The sequence below is a fragment of the Roseovarius sp. THAF27 genome (assembly GCF_009363655.1).
Lineage (GTDB): Bacteria > Pseudomonadota > Alphaproteobacteria > Rhodobacterales > Rhodobacteraceae > Roseovarius.
Genome location: NZ_CP045393.1, coordinates 2,241,705 through 2,263,328 on the forward strand (window position 1 = coordinate 2,241,705; position 21,624 = coordinate 2,263,328).

General features: G+C 63.1%; 27 protein-coding genes and 1 tRNA gene. 22 read left to right on the plus strand and 6 right to left on the minus strand.

Going from position 1 to position 21,624, the window contains the following annotated elements:
* Positions 1–8 precede the first annotated feature (8 nt).
* Positions 9–431 carry a hypothetical protein gene (locus FIU89_RS11155; RefSeq protein ID WP_152492663.1) on the minus strand — a complete coding sequence of 141 codons (423 nt, stop codon included), beginning with the start codon at positions 429–431 and terminating at the stop codon, positions 9–11.
* Positions 428–643, minus strand: a complete 216-nt coding sequence (locus FIU89_RS11160; protein ID WP_152492664.1) for a hypothetical protein — start codon at positions 641–643, stop codon at positions 428–430. Before FIU89_RS11160 ends, FIU89_RS11155 begins: the two co-directional genes overlap by 4 nt.
* Before the next feature lie 80 nt (positions 644–723).
* On the opposite strand from FIU89_RS11160, the gene FIU89_RS11165 reads away from it, so the two are divergent.
* Positions 724–1,074, plus strand: a complete 351-nt coding sequence (locus FIU89_RS11165) for a hypothetical protein (RefSeq protein WP_152492665.1) — start codon at positions 724–726, stop codon at positions 1,072–1,074.
* Between the two features lie 448 nt (positions 1,075–1,522).
* Here the strand turns inward: FIU89_RS11165 and FIU89_RS11170 are convergent, their stop codons facing one another.
* On the minus strand, positions 1,523–1,771 hold the full coding sequence (locus FIU89_RS11170) for a hypothetical protein (RefSeq protein ID WP_172978093.1): 249 nt from the start codon (positions 1,769–1,771) through the stop codon (positions 1,523–1,525).
* A 4-nt stretch (positions 1,772–1,775) separates the two neighbouring features.
* Here FIU89_RS11170 and FIU89_RS11175 point away from each other — a divergent pair, with 4 nt between their 5' ends.
* The 13 genes from FIU89_RS11175 to FIU89_RS11235 all read left to right on the plus strand — a co-directional run bounded on the left by FIU89_RS11175 (position 1,776) and on the right by FIU89_RS11235 (position 9,432).
* Entirely contained in the window at positions 1,776–1,967 is a 192-nt protein-coding gene (locus tag FIU89_RS11175; RefSeq protein ID WP_152492667.1) for a hypothetical protein, read from the plus strand.
* On the plus strand, positions 1,967–2,245 hold the full coding sequence (locus FIU89_RS11180; RefSeq protein ID WP_152492668.1) for a hypothetical protein: 279 nt from the start codon (positions 1,967–1,969) through the stop codon (positions 2,243–2,245). Before FIU89_RS11175 ends, FIU89_RS11180 begins: the two co-directional genes overlap by 1 nt.
* A 101-nt stretch (positions 2,246–2,346) precedes the next feature.
* Positions 2,347–2,661 (plus strand): hypothetical protein, encoded by a 315-nt coding sequence (locus tag FIU89_RS11185; protein WP_152492669.1) that lies wholly within the window; start codon positions 2,347–2,349, stop codon positions 2,659–2,661.
* A gap of 18 nt (positions 2,662–2,679) precedes the next feature.
* Positions 2,680–3,021, plus strand: a complete 342-nt coding sequence (locus FIU89_RS11190) for a hypothetical protein (RefSeq protein ID WP_152492670.1) — start codon at positions 2,680–2,682, stop codon at positions 3,019–3,021.
* Positions 3,022–3,036: 15 nt separating this feature from the next.
* Positions 3,037–3,603 (plus strand): hypothetical protein, encoded by a 567-nt coding sequence (locus tag FIU89_RS11195; RefSeq protein ID WP_152492671.1) that lies wholly within the window; start codon positions 3,037–3,039, stop codon positions 3,601–3,603.
* Positions 3,604–3,627: 24 nt separating this feature from the next.
* Entirely contained in the window at positions 3,628–5,448 is a 1,821-nt protein-coding gene (locus tag FIU89_RS11200) for a ParB/RepB/Spo0J family partition protein (protein ID WP_152492672.1), read from the plus strand.
* A gap of 405 nt (positions 5,449–5,853) precedes the next feature.
* Positions 5,854–6,027 carry a hypothetical protein gene (locus FIU89_RS11205; protein WP_254701648.1) on the plus strand — a complete coding sequence of 58 codons (174 nt, stop codon included), beginning with the start codon at positions 5,854–5,856 and terminating at the stop codon, positions 6,025–6,027.
* A gap of 42 nt (positions 6,028–6,069) precedes the next feature.
* Entirely contained in the window at positions 6,070–6,300 is a 231-nt protein-coding gene (locus FIU89_RS11210; RefSeq protein WP_152492674.1) for a hypothetical protein, read from the plus strand.
* A gap of 131 nt (positions 6,301–6,431) precedes the next feature.
* Complete coding sequence (locus FIU89_RS11215; RefSeq protein WP_152492675.1) at positions 6,432–7,118, plus strand: hypothetical protein; 687 nt, start codon at positions 6,432–6,434, stop codon at positions 7,116–7,118.
* Complete coding sequence (locus tag FIU89_RS11220; RefSeq protein WP_152492676.1) at positions 7,115–7,408, plus strand: hypothetical protein; 294 nt, start codon at positions 7,115–7,117, stop codon at positions 7,406–7,408. The genes FIU89_RS11215 and FIU89_RS11220 overlap by 4 nt, the downstream gene beginning before the upstream one ends.
* Before the next feature lie 296 nt (positions 7,409–7,704).
* Positions 7,705–7,911 carry a helix-turn-helix domain-containing protein gene (locus FIU89_RS11225; protein WP_254701649.1) on the plus strand — a complete coding sequence of 69 codons (207 nt, stop codon included), beginning with the start codon at positions 7,705–7,707 and terminating at the stop codon, positions 7,909–7,911.
* Positions 7,912–7,913: 2 nt separating this feature from the next.
* Positions 7,914–9,005, plus strand: a complete 1,092-nt coding sequence (locus FIU89_RS11230; protein WP_172978094.1) for a tyrosine recombinase XerC — start codon at positions 7,914–7,916, stop codon at positions 9,003–9,005.
* 121 nt (positions 9,006–9,126) lie between these two features.
* Positions 9,127–9,432 (plus strand): SH3 domain-containing protein, encoded by a 306-nt coding sequence (locus FIU89_RS11235; protein ID WP_152492678.1) that lies wholly within the window; start codon positions 9,127–9,129, stop codon positions 9,430–9,432.
* Between the two features lie 100 nt (positions 9,433–9,532).
* Here the strand turns inward: FIU89_RS11235 and FIU89_RS11240 are convergent, their stop codons facing one another.
* Positions 9,533–10,837 carry an ATP-binding protein gene (locus FIU89_RS11240; RefSeq protein WP_152492679.1) on the minus strand — a complete coding sequence of 435 codons (1,305 nt, stop codon included), beginning with the start codon at positions 10,835–10,837 and terminating at the stop codon, positions 9,533–9,535.
* A 46-nt stretch (positions 10,838–10,883) separates the two neighbouring features.
* Here FIU89_RS11240 and FIU89_RS11245 point away from each other — a divergent pair, with 46 nt between their 5' ends.
* From FIU89_RS11245 to FIU89_RS11260, 4 genes are all read left to right on the plus strand, one after another.
* Positions 10,884–11,786, plus strand: a complete 903-nt coding sequence (locus FIU89_RS11245) for an MBL fold metallo-hydrolase (protein WP_152492680.1) — start codon at positions 10,884–10,886, stop codon at positions 11,784–11,786.
* Between the two features lie 71 nt (positions 11,787–11,857).
* Positions 11,858–11,932, plus strand: a tRNA-Asn gene (locus tag FIU89_RS11250).
* Positions 11,933–12,003: 71 nt separating this feature from the next.
* Positions 12,004–12,372 carry a hypothetical protein gene (locus tag FIU89_RS11255; RefSeq protein ID WP_216647017.1) on the plus strand — a complete coding sequence of 123 codons (369 nt, stop codon included), beginning with the start codon at positions 12,004–12,006 and terminating at the stop codon, positions 12,370–12,372.
* A gap of 58 nt (positions 12,373–12,430) precedes the next feature.
* Complete coding sequence (locus FIU89_RS11260) at positions 12,431–13,747, plus strand: hypothetical protein (RefSeq protein ID WP_152492682.1); 1,317 nt, start codon at positions 12,431–12,433, stop codon at positions 13,745–13,747.
* A 675-nt stretch (positions 13,748–14,422) separates the two neighbouring features.
* On the opposite strand, the gene FIU89_RS11265 is transcribed toward FIU89_RS11260, so the two are convergent.
* A complete protein-coding gene (locus tag FIU89_RS11265; protein ID WP_152492683.1) occupies positions 14,423–14,962 on the minus strand; it encodes a hypothetical protein in 540 nt (179 codons plus the stop codon).
* A gap of 176 nt (positions 14,963–15,138) precedes the next feature.
* Positions 15,139–15,321 (minus strand): hypothetical protein, encoded by a 183-nt coding sequence (locus tag FIU89_RS11270; protein ID WP_152492684.1) that lies wholly within the window; start codon positions 15,319–15,321, stop codon positions 15,139–15,141.
* Between the two features lie 178 nt (positions 15,322–15,499).
* Here FIU89_RS11270 and FIU89_RS11275 point away from each other — a divergent pair, with 178 nt between their 5' ends.
* From FIU89_RS11275 to hypF, 4 genes are read left to right on the plus strand one after another with little or no spacing between them, the layout of a single operon-like run.
* Positions 15,500–16,822, plus strand: a complete 1,323-nt coding sequence (locus FIU89_RS11275) for a sensor histidine kinase (protein ID WP_152492685.1) — start codon at positions 15,500–15,502, stop codon at positions 16,820–16,822.
* Positions 16,819–17,811, plus strand: a complete 993-nt coding sequence (locus tag FIU89_RS11280) for a HupU protein (protein WP_152492686.1) — start codon at positions 16,819–16,821, stop codon at positions 17,809–17,811. Before FIU89_RS11275 ends, FIU89_RS11280 begins: the two co-directional genes overlap by 4 nt.
* Entirely contained in the window at positions 17,808–19,241 is a 1,434-nt protein-coding gene (locus FIU89_RS11285) for a nickel-dependent hydrogenase large subunit (protein WP_152492687.1), read from the plus strand. The genes FIU89_RS11280 and FIU89_RS11285 overlap by 4 nt, the downstream gene beginning before the upstream one ends.
* Positions 19,238–21,472 carry a carbamoyltransferase HypF gene (gene hypF / locus FIU89_RS11290; protein WP_172977968.1) on the plus strand — a complete coding sequence of 745 codons (2,235 nt, stop codon included), beginning with the start codon at positions 19,238–19,240 and terminating at the stop codon, positions 21,470–21,472. Before FIU89_RS11285 ends, hypF begins: the two co-directional genes overlap by 4 nt.
* Positions 21,473–21,624 lie beyond the last annotated feature (152 nt).

Genomic DNA, 21,624 nt, shown 5'->3' on the forward strand with positions numbered 1-21,624 from the left:
CCGCCCTCCTACTCCGCCGCGAACAACATGCGCGGAGCTGCAAGCGGATGGTCATTCACGGCGATCGCGACATAGCCGCCGCCGGCGCCGCTTTCGCCCTTCCACCACTTTCGCGCGGTGCGCTCGGAGACGTGAAACCGATCCTGAACGTGCCGCAAATCGCTGTAATGACTGCGGATAAAGCGCGACCATCGCTCGGGAAATTCGCGGTGCACCTGGTGCGGATCAAAAACCGCCACCGGCCCGGACTTATGTTCGGACCAAAATTCCGAATTCTGGCCGTTTCGGAACATTTGTCCGGACCCATGTCCGGACTTTTGTCCGAACTCATGTCCGGTAGCGCCCTGAAGTGCTGCGATGGCATCCTCGGGACATGACCCATCGTCGCAACACACAACGAAAAATCTCGGGCGGTCCACGCGGCGGTTCATGCGGCATCCTCAGGTTTCACAGAGACCGCCGCATCGTGCCGCTCCATAAAATTCAAGAGTCGCTGCGCAATTTCAGTGGTGCAGTCCCCACCGGATTGAAGCCGCGAATAGAGCCGACTGTTTCCAACTGCTCGGCTGGTAACTGTCGCAGGTGCGATGCTGTGGCGCTTTCCGAACGCTTCGATCGCTTTGATGATCTGTACTCTGGTCATGGACACATAGAGGACAATTGTCCCCTATTCGTCAAGAGACTTTTGTCCCCTAGAAGCGACAACCACGAAATGAGTATCTAATGTTCATGGTCAGACGCTTTTATGATGCATTCAAAGAAGCCCTAGAAATCACGGGCATCAGCGCAGCTCAAGCATGCGCCATGGCGGACGTTTCGCCCGACCAGATCAAGAAATTGATGCAGCGAGGAGCCAAGGGCGAGAAAGTTTCCACCAACGTGGAAGACGCAATGCGGCTGGCCAATGCTCTTGGATTTACCCTGGATGAGTTGCTGCAGGATGACACCGCCGCTCTTCGATCAGAAGCCGCCGCTCTGTGGCGATCACTAAGTCACGAAGAACGGGGTCTCTTGCGAGCCGTTGCACGTGGGCGAGACGGAGATCCGGATCCTGCTCTTCAGAAATCCTCCTGAGCGCGTTCACAAATTTCCTCCAGTCTCTGACCATTGCACCCTCCGCGTTCCCCATGCGTTCCGCCAGACTAAGCGGGCTCCGCGCGAGCCGTCAACTTAGGTGAGCGACGTTTCTGTGGGTATTCTGCCAGCAACTAGATAAAGACTTGATAGCGCGAACAAAGAAAGGTTTCGCACTAGGAGCCTTGCAATTCCGACAATATTCTCGATCACTGCTTTGCCGCCCCGAACGCAAGACCAGCGAATCTAAACACCCATCAATTTGGGCAATTTCGACCGTCGAACCTCGGCAAACATTGAATGCAGCACACAAGTAAAACCCCGAATTACTCTTTTAGAAAATCCAGTACAGTTACCGAGTTTTATTTGGATTGCCGGAATTAAGGCTACCGCAATGCTTGCCGAACGAATCGACAGCGCCTAGCCAACAAGGGACAATTGTCTCTTTTTATTGTTGACGGGGACATTTGTCCCCTTCATATTCCTCCAAAATCACCAATCGGTGCAGGAGGAAACGATGAACGTCCAAAACCCAAATGCTGAAGCCGATGCCCGCGCCCACGCTCGTTGGGTGATCGCCAACCCCGATCAGACCAAGGATGAAGTCGCCCTCCGCGTCCGCCGCCCAGTCCATGCCAACCAGCAAAGGTCGCAAGCGACGCGCGAACATGATCGCCTTATCGCCAAATAGGAGCACGTCAATGCCCGATTTCATGATCGAAAAGTATGAACGCAACCAAACCCAGCCGGCCAACCCCGGCGACGCGGTGCTCTGGTTTCTGCTTGGTCTCAAAGTTGTCCTGGTCGTCAGCACGCTGCTGGCCCTGACGCTTCACGTGGTGCAGCGGGTCGCTGTCGAGACGGCCGTGATCGAGCAGATCGGTCGCTACTGATGCCGGTGCGCACGCCCTTCCGCGACCTGCCCCTGCCCCAGCAGGCCGGCATGATGGCGTGCGAAGAGCATTTCCGAACCTTCGTCGGCAACCGCATTTTCCGCGACAACCACGGCCCGGTGCAAGAAGGCGCCGCCGCCGAATACATCCGCGGCTGGTGCGGCGTGCGCAGCCGGCGCGATCTGGCCACCGATCCCCGCGCCGCCGAACGCTTCGAGACGCTGCGCACCGAATACGACGCCTGGCGCGGCCGCATCCCGCGTCCCAACCGACGCTAACCAAATGCCACCCCGCATCCCTTGAGGGTGGTGACCCCCGGCACGTCTTCGAGCCCCCACTCAGTGGCGCGCCGGGGGAAACTGACACAGAGGATACGAGCATGAGCCAATGCGTGAAAAACGGTTGCCAAAACAAGGGCGAGTGGGCGGTCAAAGTCCACTTGCCTGCAAAAGGCTGGTCGCTGGCAGCACACACACCCGTCTCAGTCATCTCCGATATGCCGCTGTGCCGTGATCATGCCGAAGAGGAAAACCTGCTGGAGGACTTTCCAGACCTTCGCCGCGCGCTCTGCGACATCCTCGAATCGAACGGCCTCGCCGAGCCAGATTTCGACCGCGCCTGGACAGAACCGGTTCGCAGATCTTCGAAGGAATTCGCGGAGTTTGAGAAGAGCCGCGCGAAGCACATGAATTGAAATAGAGGATCCGGAGACATGCCACGCCCCAGGGAAACGAAACACTATCTGGCCGCAGAGCTCCGCGCCGTGGCCGCCAAGGCGCAACCCTCCAACGCCGCAAAGTATGAGGCGCTGGCAGCAAGGGCGGAGACAGGAGAATTCGACGACTACGCCGATGTGCACGTCTGTGGACCGACGGCCCTCTACATCGAGCTGATGAACGCCGGTTTCACAAAGTTTGCCAAGCGGGTCGCAGAAGGCGAATTCGATGCGACCCGCGAGGAATCCGAGGAATGGGCCCGATCCCAAACCGACCCCGAAACCGTGCGGATCATGAACGCGATGGGCATCGGCCCCGATCGCAGCCGCGATAACTGAAACGAGGAGACGAGCATGAGAGAACCCATCGGTCCGGCGCAGCAACCTTGGGTGCTGAATATTCCAATCATGCAGCAGTCGGTCCTGTTTGCGGCCGTGCGCGCGCCGGACGGGATCCGCAAGAACCACCCAGTGAAGGTGTTGCTCCGCTGGTATCGCCGGTGCGTTCTATTGTCGGCCTTCGACCAGCGCGCCCTGACGGACCCTTTTGAGCCAGGCGGTGGCAGCTTTACTGGGCCGTTCACGGTCACTCACGCACGTTCAGCAGGCCTTTGGCTTGGCGACATTGGCGACTTCAATGGTTGGACCGAAGAATGCAGCCGAATTTTCGATCAGATGAGGCTCGTTTACCTCGAGCACGTCGACGAGCTGCCGCACCACTTTCAGCTGCACTTCATGCACGGCGCCCAGATCATCGGTGTCCATCACTCCGACGATAAAATCGCCGATTGGTGGCGCCATTTCTACCACATGATCGTAAACGATGCGCATTTGCACCCGGAAACCGACGACGAAATGAACATGCGACTTTCCGACGATCGCGAGGAATGGAAGCGCCGCGAAGTCGTGACCGCAGTCTGATTTCACCGAAAAGGAACCCAAACCATGCCCGACGGCCCCATGACCACCACCCGCCACATCACGGCCCCGCTCGATCAGCTCTACCTGCATCGTTTCAACCCGCGCCAGACCGCGACCGACGACCAGGTCGAGGCCAAGGCCGCCAGCATCGCCACCAGCGTCGGCCTGATGCAGGAGCTGCTGGCCTACCAGGACCCCGACCGCGAGGGGTTCGGTATCGTGGGCGGGGGCCTGCGCCTGCGCGGCTTGCAGAAACTGGCCGAGGAAGGCTGGTCTCGCACGCACGATCAGCAGAAGATCACGGAGATCCCCCTGCACGTCACCGACGATCCGATCGTCGCCCGCGCCTGGGCCCTGGGCGAGAACGTCAGCCGCGAGGAACTCAGCCCCGCGCAGGAAATCCGCGCCTATGCCGCCCAGGCCGCGCAAGGCCTCAGCGCCGAGATGATCGCCCGTGGCTTCGGCAAGCCCGCCCGCCACGTTGCCCGCCGGCTGGCCCTGGCCGCGCTGGACGACGAGGTGATCGACGCGCTCGAGGCCGGACAGATTAGCCTCGAGGTCGCCCGCGCGCTGACCATCGCCCGCAGCCCCGAGGCCCAAGTCGAGACGCTGCAGGCCGCCATCGAGAACGGCTGGAATGAATGGTACGTGCGCCGCGAACTGGAAGAGGGCAGCATCGATTCCGACGACTGGCGCGTTCGCTGCATCGGCCTGCCGGCATACATCGAGGCCGGCGGCGCCATGACCGAAGACCTGTTCCAGGACCACGCCTTGCTGCACGACGAGAAGCTGCTGAAGAAACTCTTCGGCGACCGACTGGCCCGCATCGCCGACGAGGTGAAGGCCGAAGGCTGGGCAGAGGTCCGGGTCGTGACCGACAACCACTGGATCCACCACCTGACGTCCGGTCTCGACAAGCACCGCCCGCCCAGCGTCGAGTTGCCCGAGGGCGACGCACAGGAACTGGACGCGCTCGAGGACGCCATCCGCGGCCGCGCGGCGACAACCGAAGAACTGGCCCGCCTGAAGGAACTGCGCGACCGGCGCGAGGGAGCCTATCCAGACGATGTGATCGAGGCCGGCACCGCCTTCGTCTACGCCGAGCGCAACGGCCAGGTCGAGATCTCGCGCGGCTGGATGAAACGCGGCAAGGGCGGCGGCACCACCACCGCCGCCGGCACCGACGACGCCCCGGCCAAGCCGCCGATCCCCGACAACCTGCGGCAGGAGTTGATCACCCTGCGCACGGCCGCGCTGATGGGCGGGCTGGTGGACAAGACCGACCTGGTGCTCGACATGCTCGCATGGCAGCTGGACGGCCACCTTCCGCCCTACAGCGCGCCTTTCAACATCAGCACCAGCCTGCACCCCCTGCCCGATGCGTCCGACAGCGTGACCGTCGACAAGCGCCTGACCGAGCTGAAGGACTGGCACCAGCGCAATGAGGACGACTGCCTGATGTTTGACGCCTTCCGCGAGCTGGGCAAGAAACACCGCAACCAGGTCCTTGCCCGCCACCTGCCCCGCGCCCTGCGCAGCGTCGGAGACGCCAGCGCCATGGCCGAGATGGAACGCGAGTTCAGCGTCGGCCTGCGCAAGGTCTGGACGCCAACGGCCGAGACGTTCTTCAAGCGGTGCCGCGCGGAGTTCCTCGACAATCTCTGGGCCGAGCTGCTCGAGCTCGAGGACGACGACGAGCGCCGCGCCCAGTTCAGGAACCAGAGCCGGGCGCAGAAGGCCAAGGATCTCGAGGACCTGTTCACCAACGCCGAGGTCCAGGAGACCCACGGTCTCAGCCGCGCGCAGATACAGAAGATCGATGCATGGGTGCCGGGCGATGTGTGACACGATCAGCCTATACCGACGAAACCCCGGGCACTGGGATGTGACGAATGGCAACCGCCGAGTTTTCGCGATTCGTGGCGGGCCTCACGACAATAGCGATCATTTCTTTGTGCGCGATGAAAGGGAACGGCGAGCCCCAACGATGGGGCCGTTTGCAACCCTTGATGCAGCCGTAGCGTGGGTGATGTCCACGCTGATGGCAACTAAGACAGCCGGTTAACCGGCACCGAAGTGGAGAGGGACCAGCTGCGGGGGGACGACCACGAAAACGTCAAGGGGCCGCAGCCCGTGTCGAGGAACGGGCCACCACGTGCGAACCGTGGGCTGTAAATCTGAGGGACTGGCCGGGCGGTCCTGAAATACCCCCGGCGCCATCGACAGGAGCAACTTATGCGAAACCCGATCATGAAATATTTCGAATACGCCCACCTGACGGCGCACCTGCAAACGGTCAGCAAGCCGTTCGGCGAGCTGGCGGTCGAGATGAACGAAACCCTGCCCGACGGCCCGGAAAAGAGCGCCGGCCTGCGCAAGCTGCTGGAAGCCAAGGACTGCATGGTCCGGGCCAAGCTGGGCTGAGGTATGCCCATGCCGAGACAATGCCCCGACTGCGACGCCCAGATGGAAGATGACACGCTGCACTGCTGGTGCCCAGTCGCTGACTGCACCTTCAAGGGTTATGTCGTCCTACAAACTGGAAAAATCCTGCGCTCGCCACCGGAAGATAATCACCCTGACGAGTGGGAAGACCACGACGAAATGGGATTTGATGAGTGCGGTTTGACCGAGGACGGTACCTGCATGCTCGCTGGAACCGAACATTGCGATTGGGACTGCCCGCATTCGGGATAGTACCGCACACCAAGGAGACCACCATGCGCACCCGCAAAATGACGATCAGCACCACGGTCACCGAGGACGAGATCCGCGACCGCCTGCCCCGCACGCAGCTGCAGCTGCTGCCGGAACCGGAGGAAGGTTGAATGACGGTCAAACCCATCCTTTTCAGCGCGCCGATGATCCGGGCGCTACTCGCCGGCCGCAAGACGCAGACCCGGCGGCTGTTGAAGCGGCCTTCATGGGCACAGGCCAAAGGCTGGCCCGAGCGCATCATGGACGAACAGGATCTCGACGGGCGTTTGAAATGGTTCGCCAGGGAGACAGGATGCCTTGCCGATTTGCCGATCCCTCAACCCGGCGATCTGCTTTGGGTGAAGGAGACATGGACCCACACCGGACAAGGCGCATGGACGACGCAGGACACGCTGCGCGCTCTTGATGGTCGCGTCGAATACCGGGCCACGAACGACATTCCAGGCGCGGCTTGGTTCCCGTCGATCTTCATGTTCCGAAAGTTTTCCCGCCTCACGCTCCGGGTGACGGACGTGCGCGTGCAGCGGTTGCAGGAAATCAGCGAGGCGGATGCGCAGGCCGAAGGGATCGAGATGGAATCGGCGGATCCGCCCTTCTACTACGTCCCCGGCATCTGGCCTCACAGCCTGACGGCGGTAGGCGTGGAATCCGGCGAAAGGCCCGCTCAGCGCAGCTTCTCAAAGCTATGGGACTTGCTCAACGCAGACCGCGCGCCCTGGGCGGATAACCCGTGGGTCGCGGCCTACACGTTCGAGGTCCACCAATGCAACGTCGACCAGATGGAGGCGGCGGCATGAGCGGCGTCATCGAAGCCCGTCGCGCGCTGCATCGCGCGATATTGGCGGACCTCGACAATAGTAGCCACGCATTTGGCAGGTACGAGACTTTCTCGCACCTGCGCGTGCTCGGCGATCCACAATTATTGTCTCGCGACATCGTTCGCGCGATCTGCCGCGACCTCACCAATCGCGGGTTCGCAAGGTATCAACGAGGCCTGTTCACGGAAGATGGCATCCCAGCTGGTTCCGGCTACGGCATTACGCGACGCGGCTTGGCGTACCTCATAGCCTTGGAGGAGGTGTCATGATCCAGCGCATCAAGCAGTTTTTCTGCCGGCACGAGTGGCATCTCCACAATTTCCAGGTACTCGGGCCCTTCAACACGGATCACTGCACTAAGTGCGGTAAATTTCGCCATGACTGACGCGCGAAACCGCTGCAAGGCCACGCCACCTGGGGGCAAAGGTTCCCGCCCAGTTGTCGCGCACCTGGCGCCCGACGACTACCGGCTGCTCTACGAGCTGACTATGCAGCGCGGTGTCTCGATGGCGGACACGATCCGCCAGATCATCCGTGAAGCGGCGAGGTCGGCGCAGAGGTCAAGATGAGCACACCCGCCCTCGACTTCCTTCCTCGCCTGATGCCCGCGCCTGTGGCCGCGCGCTATATCGGCGTGTCGGAATCGACGTTGCGGACTCTCGACATCCCACGCCGGGAACTAGGCTCAAAGCGCCTCTACGACCGCTTCGACCTTGACGCCTACGCCAGCGATCTGCCCTATGAAGGCGGGGGGCCCGTAGACGGATGGTGAAAATGAAGGTGAATTATCCCGGCCTGACGGCCCGCAAGCGCGGGACTCGAGTTGCGTGGCGCGTCCGGGTCGAAGGCAACCCGAACCGCAAGATCACGATTTCGGTCGGGCCGGATCATCCGGATTTCCCCGAACACTACGCCGCCGCCCGTGCCGGTTACAAACTGGACGCGCCGAAGGATGTTAGCCCCGATCGCGGGTCTATGGCTTGGCTGTTCGGCCTCTATCTCGACCACCTGTCGCGCCAGGTTGACGCGGGCGCGGCCTCGCCCCTGACGCTGAAAGAGCGCCGCAACCTGTCGCGCTTCGTCCTCGACCAGACATCGGAACAACAGCGATCGCGGGGCCGACCCTATGCGACCTTGCCCGCCACGATCCCGGCGGGCGAAGTGACGGCCTTCAAGGATCGCATGGCGGCGACCCCAGGCAAGGCGCGGAATGTGTGGAAGCTTGGAGTCGCGGCCTATGATTTCGGCATCGAACGCGGTCACGTCACGGTCAACCCGTTTCGCGCGGTCCCGCGCCCGGCCTACAGGTCGCAAGGCGGGGCGCAGCCGTGGTCGATCGATGACCTGTCGCGCTACCGCGAAGCACACCCGCCCGGCACGACCGCGCATCTTGCCCTGACCCTGTTCATGTTCACGGCCTGCCGGATCGGCGACGCCTACCAGCTGGGACGGCAACACGAACAGCGCCACGGCGATCAGAAATGGCTTGCTTGGCAACCGTCGAAGAAAGGATCGAGGTTTGTTCAAATCCCGATCCTGCCACCGCTGGAAAAGGCGCTGCAGCTGCGAACAGTGATCGGCACAACCTACCTGACCACGGAACAGGGCAAGCCCTTCGCCAGCCCCGAAGCCCTGCGCAATAGGTTCAAGAAATGGTGCGTCGCCGCCGGTTTGCCCGACAGATCGTCGCACGGCATCCGCAAAGCCGCCGGGCATCTGCTGGCCCTGCACGGCGCGACGCAATACGAAATCATGTCGATACACGGTCACGCGAACGCGGCGACATCACAGGTCTACACGGAAACGGTCGAACGGATGCGCCTTGGCGAAATGGGCGCATCGAAATTGGCGGGTTTGGACTGGTAATGTGGACCCAACCCGTTTAGAAACGGGTCCACAATCCGAAAAAACCGCCTAATCACAACATCATAGCTTGCCCGGTTTGCGTCCCTCCGGGCCTACCAGTTCCACGTCAATGAGAGGTACCATGCGCAGACCCTTTTTCATACTTGCCGCCCTTGGCCTGCTCGCCGCCTGTTCGGAGACGACACCGGTGACCGCGTTCACCTCCAGTATCTACGAGGTTTACGGCGTGGAAGAGGGCGACATGCTGAAGCTGCGCGGAGGTCCGGGCCTTGGGTTCGAGACGCGCGTCGGGCTGCCCAACGGCACGCTGGTGCGCGTGCGGGACTGTAAACGGGTCGGCGGCACGCGCTGGTGCGATGTGGCGCTGGACCGGGCGCCGGGGCTGACGGGATATGCCTCGGAGACCTATTTGCGGCCCCGCTCCTGACCATGCGCGAGGCCCCGGATTCGGGACCGTTTTCTGCGCAGAAAACGGGCTGGAAAATGCGCATTTTCCAGTCCGGAAATTTTGACAATTTCCGCGCGCCCTAGCGCCCGATCACGATATCGGCCTGCAGGCCGCCCAGTCGGGCGCTTTCGCCCAGGCGCAGTGTGCCGCCGTGGGCGCGGGCGATGTCCATCGCAATCGCCAGCCCCAGGCCGACCCCGGTGCCGAGGTTCTGGTTGCGGGCCTCGTCCAGCCGGGCGAAGGGTTTGAGCGCCTCTTCGCGCTGCGCCTGCGGGATGCCGGGGCCGTCATCCTCGACCCGGATGCGCAGGGCCCGGTCGGTCAGGTGCACCGACACCTCGGCGCGGCTGCCGTAGCGCACCGCGTTGCCGACGAGATTTTCCACCGCCCGCCGGATACCGCCGGAGCGCAGCGCGACGGTGCCCTGTCCTTCGCGCTCGGCCAATGTCACCGCCTTGCCGCCACGCTGGTAATCCTCGACGATGCGGGCCACCAACGCGTGCGGATCGACGGGTTCGGGCGCACCTTCCTGCGCACCGCGCGCGAAATCGAGGAACTCGGTGATCAGGCGTTCCATGTCGGCGACGTCCTGTTCCATCGGGGCGCGGTCCTCCGACTCGAGCATCGTTAACGCGAGCTTGAGCCGGGTTATCGGCGTGCGCAGGTCGTGGCTGACGCCGGACAGCATGAGTGTGCGCTGCTCGATCTGGCGCTCGATCCGGGCGCGCATGTCGAGAAAGGCCGCCCCGGCCGCGCGCACCTCTGTCGAGCCTGCCGGGCGATACTCGACGTGGCGGCCCCGGCCGAACGCATCGGCGGCATCGGCCAGGCGGGTGATCGGACGCAACTGGTTGCGCAGGTAGAAATAGGCGATCACCGTCATGAGGGTGGCGCAGAAGAACATGTAGACCAACAGCTGGTGCGGGTTCGAGGCCGACACCCGGCGCCGGTCGAACGTCATTCGCAGGCCGGTGTCGGCCATGGTGAAGTAAAGATGGACAACGCCGTCATTCGGCAGGTCCAGCGCCTGCAGGTTCGGCAGCAGGCGGTTGAACTCGCCAATCACGTAGGCGCCGGTGAAATCGTACCAGCGGCGGCTGTCCTGGCGCGGCATCTCCTCGAGCGGGACCGTCTCGGCCGAGATCTGCAGGATCCGTGCAAGGCGCGAGGCGCCGATCTCGGAGGGTTGCATCCCGGCGTCCAGCAGCACCCCGACCTCGCGGCTGGCGGACCGGGTCATCTGTTTGGTGACGCCTTCGAAGTGACGCTGCACGAAGACGATCGAGACCACCAGCATCAGCGTGATCACCGGCAGCAGAAGAATCGCGATGGCGCGGCCATAGAGCGACCTGGGCATATAGGGTTTGAGCCAGCGGAAGGACATGCGCTAAACCTAGCCATGACGGGCAGGATCGGAAAGAGCGAAGCACATGCAGGACAAACGCCCCACGCCGGGGATCGCAGAGCGACTGGCCCCAGGCCTGCGCCGCGTGCTGGCCGACAACCCGTCGCCGATGACCTGTTGGGGGACGAACACCTACCTCGTGGGATCACGCGACATCGCGGTGATCGACCCCGGACCCGACGATCCGGCCCATCTCGCGGCCATCCTGGCGGCGCTGGAGCCCGGACAGCGGGTGTCGCACGTCCTGGTCACGCACAGCCACGTGGATCACTCGCCGCTGGCGCATCGGCTGGCGCGAAAGACCGGCACGCGGGTGCACGCCTTCGGCCCCTCCGGCGTCGGGCGCAGCGATATCATGACCCGGCTGGCCGCGGCAGGGCTCGAGGATGCGGGCGAAGGCGTGGAGGCCGGTTTCGCGCCGGACGTGACGCTCGACGATGGCGACGTGATCGAGGGCGGCGACTGGACGCTCGAGGCGCTATGGACTCCGGGGCACCTGGGCAATCACCTGAGTTTCGCCATGGGCGACACGGTCTTTTGCGGCGATCTGGTGATGGGCTGGGCCAGCTCGCTGGTGGCGCCGCCCGACGGCGACTTGACAGATTTCATGGCCTCCTGCCGTCGGTTGCGGGATCGTGGCGGGAAGGTTTTTCACGCCGGCCACGGCGCGCCGATCACCGAACCGATGGCGCGGCTCGACTGGCTGATCGCGCATCGCGAGGGGCGCGAGGCGTCGATCCTCGAGGCGCTGCGGACTGGCCCGGCGGACGCCCGGGACCTCGCGCGGCGAATCTACACCGAAACGCCAGAGGCCCTGATGGGAGCAGCGGCCCGCAACGTCCTCGCCCACCTCATTGATTTGCATCGGAAAAACATGGTCGCGCCAGCCGGCCCCCTTACGGCGACCGCGCTCTTCAGCCTTGGCTGAGCCTGCAGGAATTTTTTGTCACAAACCCTCTGGACGCCACCGGAGTAGGTTGCTATATCCGCCCCCGGTATTCCGGCGTAGCTCAGCGGTAGAGCAGTTGACTGTTAATCAATTGGTCGTAGGTTCGATCCCTACCGCCGGAGCCATAAAAATCCTTTACTCGCAGCGGCTTGAAGGATTTCATCTACCACATGTCAAGCAAACTTTGATGAATTTCGTGAAACGTATTTTTGGAGCTGTGGATCGCGGCTATCTTGTACGGGCCTATCTGATCAGCACAGTGATTATGGTTGGCTGGATGATCTGGGCCAATGCCAACTTCCGTTTTCCAACAGCTTTCGATTTTTTCTTTATTCCGGCGGCGGCTGTTCTATTCCCGTTTGCCAAGCTCTCGTGGGATGAGGTTAGGAACCTTATTTTGGGAGAAACACTGATCGTATTTAATGCAGTTTTTCTGTACGGTGCCAAAATTGTCATCAATGTTCTTCTTTGGATTTTCTCTCCTATCATCGCGCCCCTGGGCATTATCTACCTAGCGTTTCGGACCCGTGCCCCGCGCAGCAACGTGCATCCTGACCAATCCTGACATCTGCAAGCGCGCTCCACGCGGGCGCGCTTCCCCTTCTTTTTAAGAGGACACCCGCATGACATTTTTCCGCACAAAAGCCCTTGCTGCCTTGGGATACGCAGCGCTTGCGCTCTGCACTCCGTCCCTTGCGTCGGCACAGATCGCCGCCGACGATCTGAAAGACTATGACTCCGGCGTCTGGCAGGTCCAGTTCGACAAATCCTTTGGAGGGGAACTGGTGTTCTCTGACCGTTTCGGGGGTGGTTCGATCTGGTGGAAACTTCCTGACAGCAGAAAGCAGTATTCCTGCCGTGCGGCGTTCAATTTGCCTTCGCAAGACGAATATCCGCAAAGCGGTCTGCTTGAACTGGATGCTGTTTTCGGACCTGATTACCAAGAGGCATGCCCTGCGGACATGGTTCAGATGTCGGTTGGTCCGATCGATCCCGGTGGCACCCGGACGCTGAACCTAACGGTCGGCGCGCATGAATTTGAGGGGACGCTGCTTAAGCTTGTCAGCTACACAACGCCCCTGGGACTACACCCGCGCCTTCCGGACAACCTGACCATTCTCGGCGCAACGGTTGGAATGGGCGAGAGCGACGTGATCACCATGCTTTCCAATACCGGATACTCAGTGATTGAAGAAACCGACTTTCTGCCATCTAGGCACGTTTTCACCTCTCAGGGTGGGTACCTCAACGGCATAAGCGCCCAATACGCGATAGACCCGATCCTCCAAGAGCAGGCCCCCTTTTACTCGGTCACGAACCTGACGCGCGATCCTGAAGGCTACAACGCCTACAAGGCGAACAGCAAAACGCCGATCAACCATTTGCCGGACACTATCCAGCTCATCACGATTGGTGAGACGGTTGCATCGATTTCGCGCGTGATCCCCTTCGATCAAAGTATCTTTGAAAAATTCCAGTCTGATCTGGCCCTCAAGTACGGCACCGGCGCGGACGGCGGCGTGCCGATTTTGAAGGGAGCCAAGATCAAGCGCGTGGCCCTATTCGGGCGAAATGGGAAAGAAGTGGACCCCAAAAAGTTGGTGGGCGGTGCCGGATATCCCTGGGTCACAGACGCCTGCTTGCCGACTATCGATGCGTTCGAATTTCGGCATATTGATTATATGCTCAGTCGCCACCTGCGCCTTTCTTCCGACCCGATCCGCAGTTGCTCTGTAGAGGTACAATACTCCATGTTGCCGTCAGATGGCAGTGTTCCGGCGATGGCTCATGTCCAGATTTCATCGCGGGCTATTGCCCAGGATGCCGCTATGAAAGCCGGTCTCGCTTCAGCGTTGGACAAAGTCCTGTCGGCAACATTCGACGCTATGCTTGAGGCCAATAGTGCCGCAGAGATCGAAGCGGCCGCGCCAGACCTTTAACCCCAGCTAACTCCAGCGAAGAGCTTTGGATTGGGTTGTAAGGGGAAATTATTCTCGACTGATACGGGAAATCCGGCCAAGATGATGGAAAGGCCGGATATTCCTTCGGCTGCCTCACTTCCGGAGCGCCGCAGGACCGTTGCCAGACCCAAGATCATTGCCTTCCAGATTGCTGTATTTCTTCTCGTCCGGTTATCGGTCTTGGCGGGATCGGTGATGGCATGAGCAGCACGGAACGCCACCGCCTTGGACGGCTACAGGCAAGCGGTATCATGAGGGTGCGGTAGAACGCTCCAACCTCATCCAGAACCCGCCCTCGATCCACGGTGACGCGCATTTCATGAGGTCGGATGGCCTGATTGAAATCGAGCGCCGGGCCTATGTCGAACGTGACAAGCTGAACGGGCTGGGCAAGCCTCGGGAACCTGACCCCGGCCGACGTCTACTTTGGCAGGGCAGACACCATCCTCAGACGACGAAGATCAAACAGAAGACAATCGAGAAGCGGCGCTTGCTTCATCGCCAGACAGCGTAGCGCAACGCAGTACTGATTGGGAAGTTTGGATGTGGACCGGCCACAAGTAGTATGAGCCGGGCGAAGCGGAAGCTAGAGATGCGCCGTACTGGTCCTACCGGGTTCCGCAGGCACCGCATCCAGACGACCCGATCTAAGCGCTACGCGGTCTCTGCGACTTGCTGTGCTTTCAACTCGCTGCCGATTTCGTCCCAAAGCCCGTCTAAAAATTCGACAAACGTTTCGGTGTAGCCACGAGGCAAACAGTGCCTCCGTATGAATTCACGATCCTTGTACATGGCGCGGCCAATGTTTCTCACAACGGACACGTGATATGTGCCTTTGTCGGACTCCGGGATAACAAGCTTGCCGCCCTTGAGCGTTAGAATTGAACCCATGCCGTTCAAGTTCTCAAAATAGTAGAACATCTTAATAACGTCTTCGCGGCTTAGTTCGGATGATACGAAATGGTTATGGCGCTCAATATCTTGAATGTCAGGGTTGTCTATAACCAGTTTATTGATTGCATGATACCTTGCGACCGAATTTACGAAACTTTCCTTATCCTTGGACGACCTTTGCCACCTGTAAAATTGAATGGCGGCAAACCCTACGATTCCCGCCACGATAAGTTGTGCGACAGCCACAGCTACTCGAAGCATCGCTAGTATTTCGGGCGAAATGGCGGTGGCCGAATTCATTGCAGCATCAACTCTGTACGCGTTAGTGGTCTATGTGCAGAGTAGGACCAAAAGCTTGGCGGAGCTATGTAAAAAGACTGCGCCTCTATGAGACGCAGCCCCGGCGCGGTCCATGTCGCGCCTATGCGAAGGGAAACAGGCCGCAGGCTATTCCGCGCCATCGCAATCTCTTGCCGTCACGCGAGTTTGCACAGGTCAGCGACGGTCGGTCGAAGATCGGCGGGCAGTACCCACAGGGGCCCGCAGAGGCAGGCCACGGCTTTCAGGTCGATATCGGCCAATCCCTCGCCTGCCAGCACGTCTAGGTCGCTCTCTGCGGGCGACGACAGGGCCGCAGTCAGCACGTCGGGCAGGTCCAAGCTGTGCCCCGGCACAAGCCATGTCCGCCGCGCTGAAACGGCGTCGCAGGCAGGTCATGCGCGGGCCTCGCACCTTCTGCGTCGGTGCTCGAGAATGGAGGCGGCAAAGCCCCCACTCGGAAGGCGCCTGTTGCAGGACGCGGACAGCTGGCATTACTGTAGTCCCTACGGAGGACGGATGAACACGCAGACGCCGAATGAGCCCTTGCAGGCGCTGGACGACGAGACATGGCGTGACGTGGTCACCGCCATCGACCGGACGTATTCGGAACTGGTGGATTATCAGGAACGGCTGGAGGCTCAAAACCGGGAACTGGACGAGATGCGCCAGTTCATGGCGTCCGTGCTGTCGTCGATCTCGGAAATGCTGATCGTCATAGACCGGGCGCACAATATCGAACGCACCGGGGGCGCATTGTCCGACATCCTCGGCATCGACACGGCGTCGATGATCGGCACACCGCTGTCCGATCTGCTGGAAGCCGGCGCGGGCAAGGCGCTGTCGGACGCGATTGCCGAGGTCATGCGCGACCGCCGCCCCCGCGTCATCGAGGTGAGTTTCCTCACCCCCGATGGCCCGACTCCCCTGGACGTCAGCGTCAGCCCCCGGCTGGACCCGCGCGGCCGGAGCCAGGGCGTCGTTCTGGTGGGGCGCCCCTTGGGCGAGTTGCGCAACGCCTACCGCGAGCTGGAGGCCAGCCACACCGCCTTGCAGAACGCCCAGGCGCAGCTGGTGCAGCACGAAAAGCTGGCCTCGCTGGGGCGGCTGGTGGCGGGGGTGGCGCATGAGTTGAACAACCCGATCAGCTTTGTCTACGCCAACACCCACGCCCTGGAGAAATACACCCGACGGTTCGAGACCTATTTCGACGCGGTGCAGTCCGGGGCGAGCCGTCCTGAACTGGGGGCTTTGCGGGATGAGCTGAAACTGGACCGGACGGTAAAGAACCTTCGGGGCGCCATTGACGGCGCGAAGGAGGGGGCCGAACGGGTGCGCGACATCGTCGAGGATCTGCGCCGGTTGAGCGCCGACGGAACCGGCGAAAAGGTGCGGTTCGACATGGTCCAGACCGCACGGACCGCAGCCGACTGGGTGGTGCGCGGCACCAAGACCCCGGTTCGGATCGCCATGGATGGCGCGGCGCAGGCCTTCGCCATGGGCAATCCCGGCCACGCGCAGCAGGTCGTGATGAACCTGGTGCAGAACGCCATCGACGCGCTGGCAGACACTGCCGACCCGCTGGTTACGCTGCATGCACAGGCGCGCGACGGCAAGACGGTCCTCCAGGTCAGGGACAACGGGCCCGGCATTTCCGAAAGCGATGCCCCGGCCATTTTCGACCCGTTCTTCACCACGAAACCCGTCGGCAAGGGCACCGGACTGGGCCTGTCGATCTCGCAAAAGATCGCGCAGGAGAACGGCGGAACGCTCACGCTTGCCGCCACCGGACCGAATGGCAGCTGTTTCGAGCTGAGCCTGCCCGCAGGAGACCCTGAATGAACATTCTCTGGCTGCAATCGGCTGGCTGCGGCGGGTGCACGATGTCCCTTCTGAACGCCGAATCTCCGGGCGTGTTCGAGCTTTTGGACAATGCCGGGCTTCGGTTCCTCTGGCACCCTGCCCTGTCTCAGGAAACCGGCGGGGAGGTGCGGCGCATCCTGGACGATGCAGAGACCGGGCGTGTGCCGCTGGACATCCTGTGTGTCGAAGGGTCGATCCTGACCGGCCCCAAGGGTACGGGACGGTTCCAGATGCTGTCCGGCACGGGACGTTCCATGTTGGACTGGGTCGAGAGCCTGGCACCGCGCGCCGCCCATGTGGTGGCGGTGGGCACCTGTGCGACCTATGGTGGTGTGACCTCGGCGGGTGGCAATCCGGCGGGCGCCATCGGCGTGCAATATGACGGCCGCAATCCCGGCGGCGCCCTGCCCCAGAGCTTTCGCAGCCGATCGGGCCTGCCGGTGATCAACGTGGCGGGGTGTCCGACCCATCCCGACTGGGTGACCGAAACCCTGATGCTGATCGCAGCCGGAGAGATGCACGCAGATGCTCTGGACGCGCTTCAGAGGCCGCTTTTCTATGCCGAGCACCTCGTGCACCATGCCTGTCCCAAGAACGAATTCTACGAATACAAGGCCAGCGCCGAGAAACCCGGTCAGATGGGCTGCATGATGGAGCACCTGGGCTGTGTCGGCACGCAAGCCGTAGGCGATTGCAACATTCGCGGCTGGAACGGCGGCAGTTCCTGCACCCGGGCCGGCTATGCCTGCATCAACTGCACGGCGCCCGAATTCGAGGAGCCCAACCACCCGTTCAGCGAGACGCCTAAGTTCGCCGGCATCCCTGTGGGCCTGCCGTCGGACATGCCCAAGGCGTGGTTCATGGCGCTGGCGTCGCTGTCCAAGGCGGCGACGCCCAAGCGGCTTTCGGACAACGCCGTGGCGGATCGGATCAAGGTCACGCCGACGCTCGGTGGCAAGCGGAAATGACCACACGATCCCTGCTTGTCGGGCCGTTCAACCGCGTCGAGGGCGATCTTGAAATCCGGCTGGAGGTTGCGGATGGACATGTTTCCGCGGCCTACGCCAACTCGCCGATGTTCCGGGGCTTCGAGGCGATGATGCTGGGCAAGGACCCGATGGACGCTCTCACCATCACGCCGCGCATCTGCGGGATCTGCTCGATCAGCCAATCCGCGGCGGCCTCGGCCGCCCTGGGCGATCTGGCCGGGCGTGCGCAACTGCCGCAAGGGGCGCTTGCGACCGTGATCATGCACGGGATCGAGAACCTTTGCGATCACCTGACGCACTTCAACCTCTTTTTCTGCGCCGATTTCGCCCGCCCCGCCTATGCGGGCCGGTCCTGGCACGACAGGGCCGTGGCGCGGTTCACGGCGATGGACGGCTCCGCCACGCGGGCCTGCGTGGCCGCGCGGGCCGAGATCCTGCACATCGTCGGCCTCCTGGGCGGCAAGTGGCCGCACACGCTGGCGATCCAGCCCGGTGGCGTCACCCGCGCGCCCACGTCGCGCGACCGCATTCGCATGGCGAGCACGCTGAAATCGTTCCGCCGGTACTTGGAGAGCACGCTTTTCGGCGCTCCGCTCGAAGCGTTCGCCGAACTCCGCACCGCCGAGGCGCTTTGCGGCTGGGACAGGGGCGATGCGGGCCTCTTCATGGAAATCGCCGCCGACCTGCGGCTGGCGGAGATCGGTTTCGGCCCCGGTCGCTACATGTCCTTCGGCGCCTATCCCCTGCCCGAGGGGCGCGCCTTTGCGCAAGGCGTCTGGCAGGACGGGGCGCTGTCGGACGTGGACACCAGCGCCATCCGCGAAGACCTGAGCCACGCCTGGATGCATGGCGAAACCGCGCATCCCTCCAAGGGCGAGACGCACCCTGACGAGGACATGCAGGCCCCGGCCTATAGCTGGTGCAAGGCGCCCCGGCTGGATGGGCACAGCATGGAGACCGGCGCCCTGGCGCGGCAGGTGGTGGACGGGCATCCCGCGGCCCTCGGGTTGGCGCAGGCAGGATCGAACGTGCGCGCCCGCGTGGCGGGGCGGCTGCTCGAGATCGCGCGGACGCAAATCCTGCTGGAAGGCTGGGTGGCCGCGCTGGACCCCGGGGCGCGGTTCATCGAGGATGTCCCCCTGCCCGCCTCCGGCTCCGGCGAGGGGTTGGTCGAGGCGGCGCGCGGCGCGTTGGGGCATTGGACCAGCGTCGAAAACGGGCGGATCAGCGCCTACCAGATCATCGCACCCACCACATGGAATTTCAGCCCGCGCGACGCGGCCGGCATGCCCGGCCCGGTCGAGGCGGCCCTGGTCGGCGCCGAGGTCGGCGAGGCCGAGGACACGCCCCTCACGGTGCAGCACATCGTGCGCAGCTTCGACCCCTGCATGGTGTGCACGGTCCATTGACCGAGGGTCTGCGCATCCGCGTGCGCGGGCAGGTTCAGGGGGTCGGGTTCCGGCCCTTCATCTGGCAGCAGGCGCAGCGGTTCGGGATCGCGGGCGAGGTGCTGAACGATCCCGAGGGTGTGCTGATCCATGCCTGTGGCGGCGACCTAGACCGCTTTGTCGGCAGCATTGGCACCGATGCGCCGCCCCTCGCGCGGGTGGATGCGGTCGAGACCTCGGCGCATGTCTTCGAGATCGTGCCGACCCGTTTCGAGATCACCGCAAGCCAGGGCAGCGGAGCCGAGACCCGTGTGACCCCCGATGCCGCCACATGCGCGGCGTGCCTGGCCGACATCCGGGGCACCGATCCGCGCCGGCAGGGCTATGCCTTTACCAACTGCACCCATTGCGGGCCGCGGTTCACCATCCTGCGTGACCTGCCTTATGACCGCGCCAGGACGACGATGGGCATGTTCGAGATGTGCGCCGACTGCGCCACCGAATACGCCGACCCAGCGGACCGCCGCTTTCACGCGCAGCCCGTGGCCTGCGCGGTCTGCGGCCCGCAGCTTTGGCTGGATCACGGGCAGGATGTGATTGCCCGCGCTGCCGGACGGCTGGCGGCCGGGGAGATCCTGGCCATCAAGGGCCTTGGCGGGTTTCACCTGTGCTGCGACGCGTCGAATGCGCGGGCCGTCGCGACCTTGCGGGCTCGCAAGCACCGCCCAACCAAGCCGCTGGCCCTGATGGGCCGCTGGGAGGAGATCGAAGCGCACGCGGCTCCATCGGCCGAGGACCGCAGCGCGCTTGGGTCAAGCGCCGCCCCGATCGTTCTGCTTGCCCACCGCGGCACCCTGCCCGACGCGCTGGCCCCCGGTCAGGACCACTTGGGCTGGATGCTGCCCTATACGCCGCTGCACCACCTGTTGCTGGACGCGGTGCGGCGCCCGCTGGTGATGACCTCGGGCAACCTGTCGGGCGAGCCGCAGGTGATCGGCAATGACGAGGCCGCGGCCAAGCTGGGCGGGCTGGCCGATGGCATCCTGTCCCACGACCGCGACATTGCCCGGCGGCTTGACGACAGCGTGATGCAGATCACAAGGCATGGTCCGATGATCCTGCGGCGCGCGCGCGGCGTGGTGCCCGACACGCTGTCCCTGCCCGAGGGGTTCGAGGACGCAGCCCAAGTCGTGGCCTTCGGCGCGCATCTGAAATCGGCGATCTGTCTCGTGAAGAACGGTCAGGCGCTGCTGTCGCATCACCTTGGCGACCTGGACGATCCGCTGACCTGGGACGAATTCATCAAGGCCGATGCGGATTACGCGGCGCTGTTCGATCATCACCCCGAGGTGTTCGCCTGCGATCTGCACCCCGGCTATCGGTCCTCGCAACACGCGGCGGCGCGGGCGGGCGGTGGCTTGATCGAGGTCCAGCACCACCACGCGCACCTGGCGGCGTGTCTCGCCGAAAACGGCTGGCCCCTGGATGGCGGGCCGGTGGCGGGGATCATTCTGGACGGGCTGGGCCTTGGACCGGACGGCACGATCTGGGGCGGCGAGGTTCTGTTGGGCGATTATCACGGGTTCACCCGCGCCGCGCACTTGCGGCCGGTCGTCCTGCCCGGCGGCGATGCCGCCAGCCGCGAGCCATGGCGTAACCTGCTGGCGAGGTTGGATCAGGCCGGATTTGCGGGTATCGCCGACGAAATGCTGCCGGAGGCCCCGCGCGAGATGCTGCGACAGGCCATGGCCAAAGGCGTGAACGCGCCAGTGTCATCCTCGGCGGGCAGGCTGTTCGATGCGTTTGCCGCGCTGTTGGGGTTTTCCGGCGCGCAAAGCTTTGAAGGCGAGGCCGCGATGGGGCTGGAAGCCATGGCCCGGCGCGCTCTTCACGAGGCCGGCGGCCCCTACCCGTTCGGTCAAACGGACGGAGTGATCGACCCCGCGCCGATGTGGGAGGCCGCGCTGGCGGACCTGCGGCACGGCGTGGGAAAGGACGTCATGGCCCGGCGATTTCACGCGGGTCTGGCTCAGGTCTTTGCCGAGCTTGCCCGAGGGTTGGTGATGGAGGGCAAGGCCAGGGCGGTCGCGCTGTCGGGAGGGTGTTTCCAGAACGCGCTGATGCTTGATCTGACGATGGCGGCGTTAGGGGATGTGCCTTGCCTTCTGCACAGGAAGGTTCCCGCGAATGATGGCGGTCTTGCCCTGGGACAGGCGCTGATCGCAGCGGCGTCCAGCGCCGGCAACCGGTAAGAGGGCGACCACCCCCGGGGACAACCGGTTATCACCCAACCGTCCGCAGAGCCGCAATTGCCGCCGTAATCCGCAGTAAACCATTGATAGGTATATAGAAAACGCCACGTTTGGCGAGACCTCACTTTTTCGAACCCTTTCCCCCGCGGCCG

What these genes read in the sequence shown, in the direction of transcription:
- FIU89_RS11155 (WP_152492663.1), bottom strand. Translation starts at nt 431, where the DNA reads ATGAACCGCCGCGTGGACCGCCCGAGATTTTTCGTTGTGTGTTGCGAC.
- FIU89_RS11265 (WP_152492683.1), bottom strand. Translation starts at nt 14,962, where the DNA reads ATGAATTCGGCCACCGCCATTTCGCCCGAAATACTAGCGATGCTTCGA.
- FIU89_RS11275 (WP_152492685.1), top strand. Translation starts at nt 15,500, where the DNA reads ATGAACACGCAGACGCCGAATGAGCCCTTGCAGGCGCTGGACGACGAG.
- FIU89_RS11225 (WP_254701649.1), top strand. Translation starts at nt 7,705, where the DNA reads ATGAGCACACCCGCCCTCGACTTCCTTCCTCGCCTGATGCCCGCGCCT.
- FIU89_RS11200 (WP_152492672.1), top strand. Translation starts at nt 3,628, where the DNA reads ATGCCCGACGGCCCCATGACCACCACCCGCCACATCACGGCCCCGCTC.
- FIU89_RS11215 (WP_152492675.1), top strand. Translation starts at nt 6,432, where the DNA reads ATGACGGTCAAACCCATCCTTTTCAGCGCGCCGATGATCCGGGCGCTA.
- FIU89_RS11185 (WP_152492669.1), top strand. Translation starts at nt 2,347, where the DNA reads ATGAGCCAATGCGTGAAAAACGGTTGCCAAAACAAGGGCGAGTGGGCG.
- FIU89_RS11240 (WP_152492679.1), bottom strand. Translation starts at nt 10,837, where the DNA reads ATGTCCTTCCGCTGGCTCAAACCCTATATGCCCAGGTCGCTCTATGGC.
- FIU89_RS11190 (WP_152492670.1), top strand. Translation starts at nt 2,680, where the DNA reads ATGCCACGCCCCAGGGAAACGAAACACTATCTGGCCGCAGAGCTCCGC.
- FIU89_RS11175 (WP_152492667.1), top strand. Translation starts at nt 1,776, where the DNA reads ATGCCCGATTTCATGATCGAAAAGTATGAACGCAACCAAACCCAGCCG.
- FIU89_RS11205 (WP_254701648.1), top strand. Translation starts at nt 5,854, where the DNA reads ATGAAATATTTCGAATACGCCCACCTGACGGCGCACCTGCAAACGGTC.
- FIU89_RS11230 (WP_172978094.1), top strand. Translation starts at nt 7,914, where the DNA reads ATGAAGGTGAATTATCCCGGCCTGACGGCCCGCAAGCGCGGGACTCGA.
- FIU89_RS11160 (WP_152492664.1), bottom strand. Translation starts at nt 643, where the DNA reads ATGACCAGAGTACAGATCATCAAAGCGATCGAAGCGTTCGGAAAGCGC.
- FIU89_RS11260 (WP_152492682.1), top strand. Translation starts at nt 12,431, where the DNA reads ATGACATTTTTCCGCACAAAAGCCCTTGCTGCCTTGGGATACGCAGCG.
- FIU89_RS11165 (WP_152492665.1), top strand. Translation starts at nt 724, where the DNA reads ATGTTCATGGTCAGACGCTTTTATGATGCATTCAAAGAAGCCCTAGAA.
- FIU89_RS11280 (WP_152492686.1), top strand. Translation starts at nt 16,819, where the DNA reads ATGAACATTCTCTGGCTGCAATCGGCTGGCTGCGGCGGGTGCACGATG.
- FIU89_RS11285 (WP_152492687.1), top strand. Translation starts at nt 17,808, where the DNA reads ATGACCACACGATCCCTGCTTGTCGGGCCGTTCAACCGCGTCGAGGGC.
- FIU89_RS11180 (WP_152492668.1), top strand. Translation starts at nt 1,967, where the DNA reads ATGCCGGTGCGCACGCCCTTCCGCGACCTGCCCCTGCCCCAGCAGGCC.
- FIU89_RS11220 (WP_152492676.1), top strand. Translation starts at nt 7,115, where the DNA reads ATGAGCGGCGTCATCGAAGCCCGTCGCGCGCTGCATCGCGCGATATTG.
- FIU89_RS11235 (WP_152492678.1), top strand. Translation starts at nt 9,127, where the DNA reads ATGCGCAGACCCTTTTTCATACTTGCCGCCCTTGGCCTGCTCGCCGCC.
- FIU89_RS11210 (WP_152492674.1), top strand. Translation starts at nt 6,070, where the DNA reads ATGGAAGATGACACGCTGCACTGCTGGTGCCCAGTCGCTGACTGCACC.
- FIU89_RS11195 (WP_152492671.1), top strand. Translation starts at nt 3,037, where the DNA reads ATGAGAGAACCCATCGGTCCGGCGCAGCAACCTTGGGTGCTGAATATT.
- FIU89_RS11245 (WP_152492680.1), top strand. Translation starts at nt 10,884, where the DNA reads ATGCAGGACAAACGCCCCACGCCGGGGATCGCAGAGCGACTGGCCCCA.